The 12,213-nt window shown below is 71.4% G+C and carries 13 protein-coding genes; 2 read left to right on the top strand and 11 right to left on the bottom strand.

Annotated elements, in window-relative coordinates:
* Positions 1–32: 32 nt before the first annotated feature.
* The 7 genes from ACIPYQ_RS09720 to ACIPYQ_RS09750 form a co-directional block, all read right to left on the bottom strand.
* Positions 33–1,085 (bottom strand): cytochrome d ubiquinol oxidase subunit II, encoded by a 1,053-nt coding sequence (locus tag ACIPYQ_RS09720; protein WP_401248105.1) that lies wholly within the window; start codon positions 1,083–1,085, stop codon positions 33–35.
* Entirely contained in the window at positions 1,085–2,569 is a 1,485-nt protein-coding gene (locus ACIPYQ_RS09725) for a cytochrome ubiquinol oxidase subunit I (protein ID WP_401248107.1), read from the bottom strand. Before ACIPYQ_RS09725 ends, ACIPYQ_RS09720 begins: the two co-directional genes overlap by 1 nt.
* A gap of 39 nt (positions 2,570–2,608) precedes the next feature.
* Entirely contained in the window at positions 2,609–3,403 is a 795-nt protein-coding gene (locus ACIPYQ_RS09730; protein ID WP_401249319.1) for an SDR family oxidoreductase, read from the bottom strand.
* A 205-nt stretch (positions 3,404–3,608) separates the two neighbouring features.
* On the bottom strand, positions 3,609–5,189 hold the full coding sequence (locus ACIPYQ_RS09735; protein ID WP_401248110.1) for a GMC oxidoreductase: 1,581 nt from the start codon (positions 5,187–5,189) through the stop codon (positions 3,609–3,611).
* 136 nt (positions 5,190–5,325) lie between these two features.
* The gene (locus ACIPYQ_RS09740; RefSeq protein ID WP_401248112.1) at positions 5,326–6,249 is read right to left on the bottom strand and encodes a cyclase family protein; all 924 of its coding nucleotides are present in this window, start codon (positions 6,247–6,249) and stop codon (positions 5,326–5,328) included.
* A 32-nt stretch (positions 6,250–6,281) separates the two neighbouring features.
* Entirely contained in the window at positions 6,282–7,805 is a 1,524-nt protein-coding gene (locus ACIPYQ_RS09745) for a gluconokinase, GntK/IdnK-type (protein ID WP_401248115.1), read from the bottom strand.
* Positions 7,806–7,930: 125 nt separating this feature from the next.
* On the bottom strand, positions 7,931–9,271 hold the full coding sequence (locus ACIPYQ_RS09750) for a chloride channel protein (RefSeq protein WP_401248118.1): 1,341 nt from the start codon (positions 9,269–9,271) through the stop codon (positions 7,931–7,933).
* 297 nt (positions 9,272–9,568) lie between these two features.
* On the opposite strand from ACIPYQ_RS09750, the gene ACIPYQ_RS09755 reads away from it, so the two are divergent.
* Both ACIPYQ_RS09755 and ACIPYQ_RS09760 read left to right on the top strand, forming a co-directional pair.
* A complete protein-coding gene (locus ACIPYQ_RS09755; protein WP_361759604.1) occupies positions 9,569–9,898 on the top strand; it encodes a PadR family transcriptional regulator in 330 nt (109 codons plus the stop codon).
* A 2-nt stretch (positions 9,899–9,900) separates the two neighbouring features.
* Positions 9,901–10,281, top strand: a complete 381-nt coding sequence (locus tag ACIPYQ_RS09760; protein WP_401248122.1) for a DUF1048 domain-containing protein — start codon at positions 9,901–9,903, stop codon at positions 10,279–10,281.
* A 182-nt stretch (positions 10,282–10,463) separates the two neighbouring features.
* Here ACIPYQ_RS09760 and ACIPYQ_RS09765 read toward each other — a convergent pair whose 3' ends face one another.
* The 4 genes from ACIPYQ_RS09765 to ACIPYQ_RS09780 all read right to left on the bottom strand — a co-directional run bounded on the left by ACIPYQ_RS09765 (position 10,464) and on the right by ACIPYQ_RS09780 (position 12,162).
* The gene (locus tag ACIPYQ_RS09765) at positions 10,464–11,024 is read right to left on the bottom strand and encodes a hypothetical protein (protein WP_401248124.1); all 561 of its coding nucleotides are present in this window, start codon (positions 11,022–11,024) and stop codon (positions 10,464–10,466) included.
* A gap of 111 nt (positions 11,025–11,135) precedes the next feature.
* Positions 11,136–11,417, bottom strand: coding sequence for a hypothetical protein (locus ACIPYQ_RS09770; protein WP_401248127.1), 282 nt, complete (start codon positions 11,415–11,417; stop codon positions 11,136–11,138).
* Positions 11,418–11,491: 74 nt separating this feature from the next.
* Entirely contained in the window at positions 11,492–12,016 is a 525-nt protein-coding gene (locus ACIPYQ_RS09775) for a hypothetical protein (protein WP_401248129.1), read from the bottom strand.
* A complete protein-coding gene (locus tag ACIPYQ_RS09780) occupies positions 12,013–12,162 on the bottom strand; it encodes a hypothetical protein (protein WP_401248132.1) in 150 nt (49 codons plus the stop codon). Before ACIPYQ_RS09780 ends, ACIPYQ_RS09775 begins: the two co-directional genes overlap by 4 nt.
* Positions 12,163–12,213: the final 51 nt, after the last annotated feature.

A 12,213-nucleotide genomic window follows, 5' to 3' on the forward strand; every position in this document is an offset into this window, starting at 1 on the left:
TCCTTCCTCGCCGTACGGACACGATCGGGGGCTCAGTCGCCGTCGGCCACCTCACCCCTCGTGGGGCCGGTCCGTCGCAGGTCGGAGTCGGTGAGGGGCTCCAGCTCGCCATGGGTGTCCAGCCAGTAGAGGAAGAAGACGGCCGGGACGATGAGCAGCAGGGCGACGAGGCTCACCACCGAGAGCCAGACCAGGGTCTGGGAGTCGCCCGCGGCTTCCGCCACCGTCAGCGAGGTGGGGATGAGGTAGGGGCGCTGTGCGAGCCCCCAGGCGAGGACGGCCGCGCCGATGATGCCGACGGTGCTGAAGCGGGCCCAGTGCGTCCGCTCCCGCAGCACGAACAGTGCGGTGGCGGCGAAGAACACGGCGGACACGATCGCGAGGGCGAGCCCGGCGCCGTGGGTCAGTCCGTGCCAGACGTGGGGGGCGTCCCCGCGGGTGACGAGGAGCACGCCCACGGCCGTCAGGGCGACCGCGACGAGACTGAGCAGGGCGCGGAGCCGGAAGTAGCCGACGAGATCGGGTGCGCCGAAGCGTGCGGCGTCGGCGGTCAGGAACACGGCGCCGAGGAGCGCGGTCCCGGCCACCGTGACGAGGCCGAACAGCAGGGACGCGGGGTTCGCCCACGCGTCCGCCGAGGCCTCGGTACCCGGTGCGATCCGGCCGGTGGCGATCGCTCCGACGGCCGCCCCGAGGAAGAACGGGGTGAGCAGGGAGGCGATGGCGAACACGGCGCCGTAGAGGCGCCGCCGGGCCAGCCGGCGGCTGGGCTTGCGCAGGGCGAATCCGGCGCCGCGCAGGACCATGCCGAGGGCGGCCAGCGCCAGGGGGAGCCACATGGCGGTGAACACCGTCTGGAACAGCACGGGGAACCCGGTCCACATGAGGACGAGGACGAAGATCAGCCAGACGTTGTTGACCTCCCACACGGGCGCCATCGCGTGGTCGATCAGCCAGCGGGGGCGCTTGCCGCGCTCGGCTCCGCCGGCCGTCAGGTCCCAGAAGCCCGCGCCGTAGTCGGTCCCGCCGCCGCAGGCGTACGCGGCCACGGCCAGCAGCAGCACGAAGGCGACGAGGTCGGCCATCACGCTCCACCTCCCCCGGACGCGGTGGAGCCGCCGTCTCCCGAGGACGGGGCGTCGCCGGCCGGGACCGGCGGGCGCGGACCGTAGGGGGTGATCGCCTCCGGTGCCTCCGCCGTCCCTCCGTCCGCCTGTTCGTCGGCCAGGCGCCATCGGTCGCGCATCTTCAGCAGGATGGTGAGGAACGCCCCGAAGATGAACACGTACACCACGATCACCAGACCGAACATGATCCAGAGGGTGGTGGAGCGGGTCGAGGTCACGGCCTCCGCGACGCGCATGTTCTGGTAGACGATCCAGGGCTGGCGGCCCACCTCGGTCGCGATCCAGCCGCATTCGACGGTGACGACGGCGGCGACGCCGGCGCAGGCGGCGCTGCGGAAGAACCACTTGGAGGCGGGCAGCCGGCGGCGGCGCCACCAGATCAGGCCGTACCAGAGGGCGAGGAGCAGGAGCAGGCTGCCGAGCACGACCATGGTGTCGAAGGCCCAGTGGGCGATCGTGGCCTGAGTGGCGTTCGGCCGGTCGTCCGCCGGTACGGAGGACAGCCCCGTCACCACGGTGTCCGGGCTGAACCCGGCCAGGATGGAGTCCAGCTGGGGGAACTTGATGCCGCCGGAGATCGATCCGTCCGGGTGGAGCCGGCCGTAGAGGTACTCCGGAACGTGGCTGTCGGTGTCCCAGACGATCTCCAGGGCGGCGAACTTCACGGGCTGCTTCTGGAACACCTGCCGGGTGATCGAGTCTCCCAGGACGAACTGCACCGGAGTGGCCACCGCGGCGAGGGTGAAGGGGACGGTGAAGCCGAGCCGGTGGTAGCGGTCCCGGCGGCCGCGCAGCCATCCGACGGCGTAGACGCCCGCCACGACGTAGCCCGCCGTCAGCAGCATCGCCACCACGAAGTGCCAGTACTGCGGCCCGAACATCGGGGTGAAGATGGCCTTCCAGACGTCCACGTCGACCGGCTTGCCCTGGGAGTCGAGGGTGAACCCCTGCGGGGTGTTCATCCACGCGTTGGCCGCCAGGATGCCGAAGGCCCCCAGCAGCGCGACGGCCGGCAGCGGCAGCCCGAGCAGGAAGTGGGTGCGCGGCTTCAGCCTGCGCCAGCCGTACAGGTAGATGGCGATGAGCACGGCTTCGAGGAAGAACGCCCAGGCCTCGACACCGAAACCGACCCCGAAGACATCGCCCCACTTGCCCATCAGCCCCGGCCAGAGCAGACCGAACTCGAACGACAGTACGGTGCCGGTGACGACGCCGATCGCGAACTGCACGGCCATCACCGCCGACCAGCGCCGGGCCAGCAGCAGGGCCGTCGCGTCGTTCTTGCGCAGGCCGATGTAGTGCATGATCAGGGTGATGAGCGGCAGCGCCACACCCATCGGCACGAGGATGATGTGGGAGGCGAGGGTGAAGGCCATGAGCTCCCGGGCCGGGAGCAGTTGGGCGGGGGCGTCTGCCGCCAGCAGGTGGAGCGTGGTGTGCATGCGTTCCTTTGCCGCTCGGGATGACGGGCCGGACGAGGGTCAGCCGCCGGTGGCGAAGCCGGGGAAGAGGGTCATGCCGCCGTCCACGTAGAGCGTGGTGCCCACGACGTAGTCCATGAGGTCGGAGGCGAGGGCCACGGCCGAGTAGGCGATGTCCTCGGGGTCGCCGATGCGCACGTACGGGATCAGCCGGAGCAGGTCCTCCAGGGCCTCGGGCGTCTCCCACGCGTCCCGGTTGATCGGCGTCTTGATGGCTCCGGGAGCGATCGCGTTCACGCGGATCTTCTTGGGCGCGAGTTCCTGGGCCAGGGTCGTCATCAGCATGTGCACGCCGCCCTTGGAGGAGGCGTAGTTCGCGTGCCCCGCCCAGGGGATGATCTGGTGGACGGAGCTCATGCAGATGATCTTTCCGGCCGAGCGGGACACCTCGGGGACGACGCCGCGCCGCAGGAACTCCTTCGTCGCTTCCCGCGCGCAGAGGAACTGGCCCGTCAGGTTGACGTCCAGGACCTTCTGCCACTGGGCGAGCGTCATCTCCTCGAACGGGGCGTCGCGCTGCAGTCCGGCGTTGGCGACCAGGATGTCGATCGTGCCGAACTCCCGGACCATCCGGTCCATCATGGCCACGACCTGGTCCTCCTGGGACACGTCCGCCTCGTACGCGGCGGCGCGTACGCCGAACGAGGCGATCTCCTCGACCACCTTCTCGGCCTCTTCCGCGCCGGCCACGTAGTTGACGACGACGTCGGCGCCGGCCCGGCCCAGGCCGATGGCCGTGGCCTTGCCGATTCCGCTGTTGGCGCCGGTGACCAGGGCCTTCTGGCCCTTGAGCAGGTGGGCGGGGAACACTCCCCGCGGTACTCCCTCGGTGGAACTCACGATCGACTGCCTCCTCGACTGCCCGATCCGGTCCGCCGGACCGCGGCCCGACAGGGTCCGAACGCCACCGAATCACCCTGTTCGGAGATCGGCGGCCCGGGCGAGGTGCTCTTGGGCCACGCGGCCGAGCATCACCCCCCGGTCGGAGGAGGCTCCGGGGTCATCCCAGCCGTTCCACGAGGTGGTCGCCCACCCGCAGGGCGTTCGCGATCGCCGTGAGGGACGGATTGACCGCCCCGATGCTCGGGAAGAAGCTCGTGTCGACCACGTACAGGTTGTCGAGATCGTGGGCCTTGCAGTTGACGTCCAGGGCGGACGAGGCCGGGTCGTCGCCGAACCGCACGGTGCCGGCCTGGTGCGCCGTGGCGCCGATCGGCATGCCCTTGTGGAGGTAGATGCTCCGCGACAGGAGCTGGTGCTCGTGCATCCCCAGATGGCTGAGCATGCCCTGGAGCTTGTGCCGCAGGCGCTTCAGCCCCTCGATGTTGTTCTTCTCGTCGAGCACGAGACGGATGGTGCCGTCGCCTTCGAGGGTGACCCGGTTGTCGGGGAGGGGAAGGTCCTCGCCGCACAGCCAGAAGTCGACGGCGTGGTGGGCCATGACCTCGAAGGGCATGTCGGGGGTCACGGCACCCGCCCAGCGGGGCGCCTCGCCGTGGATCTGGTCGGCGTCCGACTTGCCGAGCATCTGGATGCCGCCCAGCGGGTAGTCCCAGTCGTCGGCGCCGAGGTACCAGTCGTGCAGGGCCAGGGTCTTCTGGAACTTGGTGTCGTTGGGTTCCTTCGAAATAGCCATCAGCGCAAGGTTGTTGTGGCGCATGTAGTGGCGGCCGACCACGTCGGAGCTGTTCGCCAGCCCGCGGGGGTGGCGGTCGTCGGCCGAGGCCAGGAGGAGCGCCGCCGAGTTGACCGCCCCGCAGGCGACGACCACGATGTCCGCGGAGTAGGAGGCCTCGGCCCCGTCCTCGCCCCGGGTCACGACCGCGCTGACGCTCCGTCCGGTCGGGTCGGTCTCCAGCCGGACCACCCGCGCACGGGTGATCATTTCGACGTTCGGGTGCCGCAGGGCCGGCTCCACGCAGATCACCTGGGCGTCCGACTTGCCGCGCACCAGGCAGGGGAATCCGTCCACGCGGTCGCAGCGGATGCAGACGCTGGAACCGGTCGCCCGCCCGTGCTCGTCCTGCACCAGGTTGACGCCGATGGGCAGGTGGAAGGGGTGCAGCCCCCGCTTCTCCAGGTCGTCGCTCAACTGCTGGATCCGCGGCTCGTGTTCGACCGGCGGATAGGCGTACTGGGCACTGTACGGGCCCTCCCACGGGTCCTCCCCGTGGCGTCCGTGCACCAGGTACAGGTGCTCGGCCTGCGTGTAGTAGGGCTCCAGGTCCTCGTACCGGATCGGCCAGGCCGGCGACAGGCCGTCGTGGTGGCGGAGCTCCCCGAAGTCCTCGGGCCGCAGCCGGAAGAGGGCGGCGCCGTAGAACTTGGTGTTCCCCCCGACGTAGTAGTTGACCTCGGGCGGGAACTGGTCGCCGTGCTTGTCCAGCCAGAACTCCGGGGCACGGTACTTGCCCTTCACGAACACGGCGGTGGAGTCCCAGTTGTCGCGCTCGCGGGGGAGGTAGTCACCGCGTTCGAGGATGAGGACCCGTTTGCCGGACGGGGCGAGCCGGTGGGCGAGGGTGCCGCCGCCGGCGCCCGAACCGATGATGACGACGTCGTAGTGCGGGGATTCGCCCACGGCGACCACCGTCCTTGCGCTCGCGGGCCCGCCCTGTCACCGGCCCTCTCTCTGCGCGCTGCCGGGACGCGGCAGCCAGCCCACCTCTTCGAACGTATCCCTCCTTCCCGGGTGCGGCGACCGGACGACCCGGCCGTCACAGCACGGCGATCGGGTTCACGGGCGAGCCAGTGGCCGAAGGAAGCCTGAGCGGCGCGACCACGCACAGGAAGGACCACCGGTCCTCGCGGGCGCACGCCCGGGTCAGCTCCTCGAACTGCAGGTAGTCCATCAGGTGCAGCCCCATGGCGTGCACCGCCAGCACGTGCACGGGAAAGCCGACCCCGTCCACCGCGCTGGGGGCGGTGTCGTTGTTGCCGTCCGAGCCCAGCGCGGCGACCTGCCGGTCGGCCAGGAACCGTACGGCCGCGGGATGCAGGCCGGCCCGGGCCCGCGCCGCGTCCCACGCCCCGCGCTCCTGGCGCCGGGGCCGATGCCCCACCCGTACGAACAGCAGGTCGCCCGGCAGGACCCGGACCCCTTGGGCCGCCTCCGCCGCCGTCAGGTCGGCGGCGGTCACGTGGTCCCCGGGCTCCAGCCAGGGCACGCCCCGCAGCCGCGGAACGTCCAGGAGCACGCCACGGCCGACGATGCCGTCCCGTACGAGCTCGACGGAGAGCGCCCCGGCCCCCTGGGACGTCACACTGCTCGCCGGCACGCCGTTGTAGAGCTCTCCGTCGAACAGCACGTGGCACAGCGCGTCGAGATGACTGTCCGCGTCCCCGTGCACGTTCATCGCGAAGCGGTCGCGCGCGAAGTGCAGCCCGTCGCCGCCGGTCTCACCGGTCTCACCGTCGGCGGGCGCGATCATCCGGTGGCGTGCCGGTTCGGGGTTGTCCGGGCCGGGCAGGGTTTCGATGGGCGCGGCGAGGGACACCGTACGTCCGGAGCGGACCTCGGCGGCGGCGGCCACGACGCGCTCGTGCGTCAAGTGGCCCAGCGCGCCGCGCCGGTCGTCCGGGGCACGCGGGCTCCGGTCGCGCAGCTCCTCGTACAACGCGCGAAAGGCGTCACCGGTCATGGGCCGCGGCGCCGACGGTCCGGTGTCCGGGGTCACCAGGACCCCCACGGGGCCAGTCCCCACCGGAAGACGTGGCTGTCGCCCGGCTGCAGGACGGTGAGCGCCGTGCCACTGCGGAAGGCGTCGGCCGGGCAGGACATCGGCTCGATGGCGACGCCGCGCCGGCGCCGCCCATGCTCCGACAGCGTGTCCCCGGTGTAGACCTGCACGTACCGGATGCCCTCGACGAGCCGTACGTCGATGCCGTGCCGCCCCGAGGGGTGGGCCAGCCGTACCGTGCAGTGGCCGGCGGGGTCCCGGTCGAGTCCCGTGTACGCGGTGTCCAGGTGCTCCTCGCCGATGGGCCGGGCGGTGCGGAAGTCGTACGCCGTGCCCTCGACCGGCTCCTCACCGGTCGGCAGGCCGTGTTCGTCGGTACGGAGCCGGTGGCGCGCCGGCACGGTCAGCAGCGCGGTGTCCACCAGGTCGGTGCCCACGGTCAGATAGGGGTGCTGGCCCACGCCGTAGGGCGCGGCGGCGTCCCCCACGTTGGTGGTGGTGACCGTGGTGTCGAGCCCCTCCGGGCCCAGCCGGTACGCGGCCGCGACCTCCAGCCGGTACGGGTACCCCGGCTGCGGGAAGAGGGTGGTGCCCACCGTGACCGCGTCCTCGCCGCGGGCCTGCAGCCGCCACGGCACCCACCTCAGGAGCCCGTGGATCGCGTTGCCGTTCTCCGGTTCGGTCAGCGGGAGTCGCAGCTCCTCGCCGCCGAAGCGGTAGCTCCCGCCGGCCACCCGGTTCGGCCAGGGCACGAGGAGCTGCCCGCGACCGCCGGTGATCCGCTCGCCGGCGGCGAACCCGTCGAGGAGCGGCCGTCCGTCCACCGCGTAGTGGCGCAGGGCGCCGCCCAGCTCGACCACCACCGCCTCGTGGGCGCCGTGGCGCAGCCGCCACTGTTCTCCTGATGCCGTGGGGGGCATGTGCGGCTCCTCGGTCGGTACGGCGCTGAGCTGGGCGACGATGGCCGCGACAACGGCCTCCGGGGGCCGGTCGACGTCCACCACGCAGGCGCGCTCGTCGGGTTCCGGCTCCTGGAGGTCGGCGAACTGGCTGTCCAGCAGCTGCGCGGGGAAGAAGTGGCCGTGCCTGGCCACCAGCCGGGACCGGATGAGTTGCCGCGAACCGTGCAGGTGGACCAGCCGCACCTCAGGCCGCCCTCCGGCCAGTTGGTCGCGGTAGGCGCGCTTGAGCGCGGAGCAGGCGATGACCACGGGTTCCCGCGCCGCGATCCGCCGGCCGATCCAGGCCGCGACGGCAGCCAGCCACGGGCGTCTGTCCTCGTCGGTCAGGGCCTCGCCGGCCGCCATCCTGGCCCGGTTCACCGGCGTGTGGAAGTCGTCGGCGTCCTGGTAGGCCCAGCCGAGCCGGTGGGCCAGCAGCAGGGCCACCGTGGACTTTCCCGCCCCCGCCACGCCCGTCACGACCACCACGGTCGCGGGAATCCCACCGGTCCGGACTCCGCGCGGCGGTGCCCGCGTGGGCCCGTGCACGTGGCCCCGCACGTGGTCACGCGCCATGCGGCCTCCTTCGCGCAGTACGGCCGGCCCCGTCCGGCCGCCGGAGGGGTACTTCCACTCTCGGCGCACGCGGGCCGCAGTGCACTTCGGCGGGGCGACCGTGCGACGCAAGTACGGCGGAGAGCTCAGACGGAGCCGCGCGGCAGCAACTGGGTCGTCACGAAGGCCACGACGGCGGCGAGGACCACCACCGGGGTCATGGCGACGCTGTCGAGCACCAGGACGACGAGCACGATGCTGCTGACCGGCAGCCGCAGGGCACTGGCGGTCGCGGCCGCCATGCCCGCGGCCATGGCCGGTACGACACCCAGGCCCGGCAGCGGCGCGAGCAGCACACCCGCCGCAGCGCCCAGGAACAGCGACGGGAACACGGGGCCGCCCCGCAGACTGCCCAGGCACAGGGAGTACGCGACGCTGGTGCACAGCAGCACGGCGATCAGGGCCCCGACCCCCCAGGCGTGCGGATCGGCGGCCAACTGGCCCAGTGTCCCCTGGCCGGAGGACGCGACGTTCGCGGGCGACCGGCCGGTCGTGAGCGCGTACACGGCGGCGCAGACGCCGGCCGCCAGGGCGCACAGGGTGGTGTGGACGACGGGACGCTTGGCGACGAACCGTGCGGTCAGCCGCCCCCCTCGCATGATCGTGTGCACGAGGGCGCCGATGGCCACGGCCATCACCACCGCCCAGATGACGTCCCCGGCGTCGAGGTGCGGAACGGGCACGCCCACCTTCACGGAGAGGCTGGGCGCATCGAAACCGGTCCAGCGGCCGAAGCCGGTGAACACGAGTGCGCCCACCCCGCTCGACAGCAGCGCGGGCAGCATGACCGCGAACAGCTGCGGCCCGCCCACTCCGGCCACCTCGATGAGGATCACCGCCGCGATCAGCGGGCTCCCGAAGATCACCGCGACCGCCGCGGCCGATCCCGCGGCGCCCAGGAGCGCCGTGCTCTGGGGGGTCGCCGGCGCCCGCGCCAGATCCCTGAAGAGCAGGGCCAGACCGCCGCCCAGGGCGATCAACGGGGCCTCCGGTCCGAGCGTGGCGCCGAGGGGAAGGCTGAGCAGGGCGGCGAGGACCACGCCGGGCAGGGCGCCGGGTGAGATGCCGCCCGTATGGAGTCCCGCGGCGGGGATGTGGCCGCCCCCGCCCGGGAGGCGGGTGACGACGAGCCCGACGGTCGTGCCGGCCACGAGCAGCAGCGGCAACGGCCACCACCACGGCGGGAGGTCCCACCCCAGAGCCTCCGGCAGGTCCTCCCACATCAGGTGTTCCAGCTCGTGGAGTGCGACCAGGAACCAGAACGCGATGAGCGACACCGGGACGCCGATGAGGGCGCAGAACACGAGCGCCTTGAGATAGCCGGGACTGCGGAGCAGTTCACCCAGCCGGTCCGCCTCTTCGGGCTGTGTCACTTCGGGCGGTGTCACTGCGGAAGGCCCTGCAGGGCGTGGATCCGACGCCGTCATGGGGTGTGTCCCGTCTCGGTTCCGGACGTCCGTTTCAAGCGAGGGGTGTGGCCTTCTCGGCCGTGAACTCCTCCTCGGTCAGCAGACCTTGGGTCTGCGAGCCGCCCAACTGCTCGAGCTGCTCGGTCTTGGTGGCGACGGACAGTCCGCCACAGCCATTGCAACATCCACCCGTCGGCTTCGCACGTTCGAGGGCGGGCCCGCATCTCCGCTATTCCGTCTTGCTAAGTACTGGTAGTCAGCGTTACGGTGTACCGGTACTCAACAGCACTGAATAGCTCAGGGAGGAGGTGTTCCATGGCCAAGCTGGTGACGGAGATGCTCAAGGGCACGCTGGAGGGCATCGTCCTCGCGATCCTGTCCGGCCGGCCCGCGTACGGCTACGAGATCACGGCGTGGCTGAGGGAGCAGGGTTTCTCCGACATCGCCGAAGGGACCATCTACGCGCTGCTCATCAGGATCGAGAAGCGCGGTCTCGTCGACGTGGAGAAGGTCCCGTCCGAGAAGGGGCCGCCGCGCAAGGTGTACTCCCTCAACGCGCGGGGACGGGAGTACCTCGATGAGTTCTGGGGGACGTGGAGCTTCCTCGCGGAACGACTGGAACAGCTCCGTGAAGGGGGTAGGTAATCATGTCCGATGTCGAAAAGGGCGGCTTCATCTCGAAGGTGATCGGGCCCAAGAAGCGCTGGAGGGCGTACAAGGCGCGCGTCAAGGAGCTTCCCGAGAACCAGCGCACGGCGGTCGAGGCGATCGAGCGGTACCTGATGCACTTCGTGCCGACCGACGCCGACAGCAATGCGTCGATGTTCGAGGACCTCGCCGACCTGTTCGAGCAGGCGGCGGTGAACGGAACGCCGATCCGCGAGATCGTCGGGGAGGACCCGGTGGAGTTCGCCGAGGCGTTCGTCCAGAACTACGCGGAGGGCGGCTACGTCCCCGCCCGTGCGCGGAAGCAGCTGACCGACGCCATCGCGCACGTCGAGGAAGCCGAAGGCGACGTGCAGGGCTGAGCGCGTCCGCGCTCAAGCGGTAGTTCGACGAGTCGACGTCCGTGTCGACGATCCCGGCGCCGCGTGCAGATGTTCTGCGAGGGACATCGCCGCGGCGCCGGGCCTGGTGCGTCGGCCTGATCGCGCTCGGCCACCGCTGGTCGACGGCGCGGTTCAACCGCGACGCGGAATGAGCGAGCGGGTCACTGCAGACCGGAGACCTTGAAGACCGTGTGGGCCGTCTCGCGGTCGATGCGCTGCGCCAGCTCGTGCAGGGCGGTCGCGCCGTGCACGAGAGTGCCGCGCTGGATCGACGTCCGGGTGTCGGCGTCGAGGCGGCCCCACAGGGCGGGAGTGCGGATCAGGACGGTCGGGTCGATCTCGACCCGGCTGCCCTCCGTGTCACGGAGGACCAACCGCTGGGCGACCCCGTCGGACCACCGGACCGAGGCGAGGGAGTCGGTGCGGACCGTGTCGGTCATGAGCAGTCCGCGGGTGCTCAGCAGACCGGGACCCACGCAGACCAGCGTCGGGTGCAGGATCACGAAGACGAGGCCGGCCCGACCGGTCCAGATGACGCCCCGGGCCATGTCGAGGCCGCCGAAGCCGGCATCCATCGCGAAGAGGGCCGTGAACAGGAGGAACGCGACACCGATCGCCGAGCGTCGCTCACCGGCCCAGTGGATGTCCTGCGCGCAGGATCCGGGAGGCGCCGCTTCGTCGCCGTGGGTGCCGGTCGCGGCCCGAGTGAAACGTCGTTCCATGGGGACGACGTTAGGGCGAAGAGGGGACTTGGTGCCGAACCCTGATGCACCGCTGATGTGATGGCTACGCGATGTTGACGGGGTTCCCGCGCGGCGGGAACCCCGTCGGCTTCAGCGGCTCGGCGGGCTGGTGCTCGGCGGCAGCGGGGGCCACGGTGTGGGGCTGCCCGACGGGGACGGCCGGGAGTATTCGTACGCCGGCGGGTTCCACGGAGTGGGGGCGGGCGCGGGCTTGAAGGGCCCGGCCCGGTTGGCCATGAGGATCATCATCGTGCCTCCGAAGAGCAGGGTGATGACGATGAGGGCGAGCCCGACGGGGTTCCTGGGGTTGTAGTAGTAGCGGTTGGTTCCCCACTTGCTCCGCTTGAAGACCGGTTCGTCGTCGTGCTGCACAGGCTGCGTCCTAGGTCGGAAGTGGTCGGAACTGGTCGGGGACCCGCATCGCCCCACCGGGCCGGGGCTTCCGGTCACGAGGTGCACCCTGCCGCCTCCTGGGCGGCCGGGAGGTACGCCGCGATGAACCGGGCGAGGTCCTCGCGGCGTTCGTCGACGTCGGTCGGCGGGGTCCGCACCCACACCTCCACCACGTACCGGCGCGGCTCGCCCTTGTACGTGCACGCGCCGTACGCCATGGCCGCGCTGTCCGCGATCCGGGCGTCGCTGCCGATGTCGGCCCTGCGGGGGTTTCCGGCGCGCAGCAGACTGTCGCTCTTGACCTGGAGCGGGTCCACATCGGCGGTCACCAGACTTGCCTGGAAGGTCAGTTCGCGGCGCTTGTCGACCTCCATCCCGCAGCCGGTGATGTCTCCGCCGGCTTCCCGGGTCTCGCCCTGCTCGAAGGATTCGCCGGGCGGCAGCAGGGGCTTGAGCAGAGCGGGCCGCACCGTGACGCCGCAGACGTCGCCGGGTGCCGCGTACTCCCGGCCCTGCGCGCACCCTGCCGTACCGGCCAGGAGGAGTGCGGCCAGGACGGTGGCGCGGCGGCGGCTCACTGGGCGCCCGCCAGGCCCTGGGCGTTCTGCGTGTAGTCCAGGTGGTTGGAGATGTGGGCGCAGGCGTCCAGCAGCGTGCCCAGCTGGTCGTGCCACTTGTCCGCGACCGTGGAGAGGGCCGCACCCAGGGCGAAGTCCTTCTTCATCGAGCCTGCCGCCTCCTGCGTACTGGCCTTGGCGTGGTCCCCGTCGGTGCC

Origin of the sequence: Streptomyces sp. NPDC090045 (assembly GCF_044747975.1) — a bacterium.
Taxonomy (GTDB): domain Bacteria; phylum Actinomycetota; class Actinomycetes; order Streptomycetales; family Streptomycetaceae; genus Streptomyces.

Coding starts and splice junctions, on each gene's coding strand:
- ACIPYQ_RS09725 (WP_401248107.1), bottom strand. CDS start 2,569: ATGCACACCACGCTCCACCTGCTGGCGGCAGACGCCCCCGCCCAACTG.
- ACIPYQ_RS09780 (WP_401248132.1), bottom strand. CDS start 12,162: ATGAAGAAGGACTTCGCCCTGGGTGCGGCCCTCTCCACGGTCGCGGAC.
- ACIPYQ_RS09745 (WP_401248115.1), bottom strand. CDS start 7,805: ATGGCGCGTGACCACGTGCGGGGCCACGTGCACGGGCCCACGCGGGCA.
- ACIPYQ_RS09755 (WP_361759604.1), top strand. CDS start 9,569: ATGGCCAAGCTGGTGACGGAGATGCTCAAGGGCACGCTGGAGGGCATC.
- ACIPYQ_RS09765 (WP_401248124.1), bottom strand. CDS start 11,024: ATGGAACGACGTTTCACTCGGGCCGCGACCGGCACCCACGGCGACGAA.
- ACIPYQ_RS09740 (WP_401248112.1), bottom strand. CDS start 6,249: ATGACCGGTGACGCCTTTCGCGCGTTGTACGAGGAGCTGCGCGACCGG.
- ACIPYQ_RS09720 (WP_401248105.1), bottom strand. CDS start 1,085: ATGGCCGACCTCGTCGCCTTCGTGCTGCTGCTGGCCGTGGCCGCGTAC.
- ACIPYQ_RS09760 (WP_401248122.1), top strand. CDS start 9,901: ATGTCCGATGTCGAAAAGGGCGGCTTCATCTCGAAGGTGATCGGGCCC.
- ACIPYQ_RS09750 (WP_401248118.1), bottom strand. CDS start 9,271: ATGACGGCGTCGGATCCACGCCCTGCAGGGCCTTCCGCAGTGACACCG.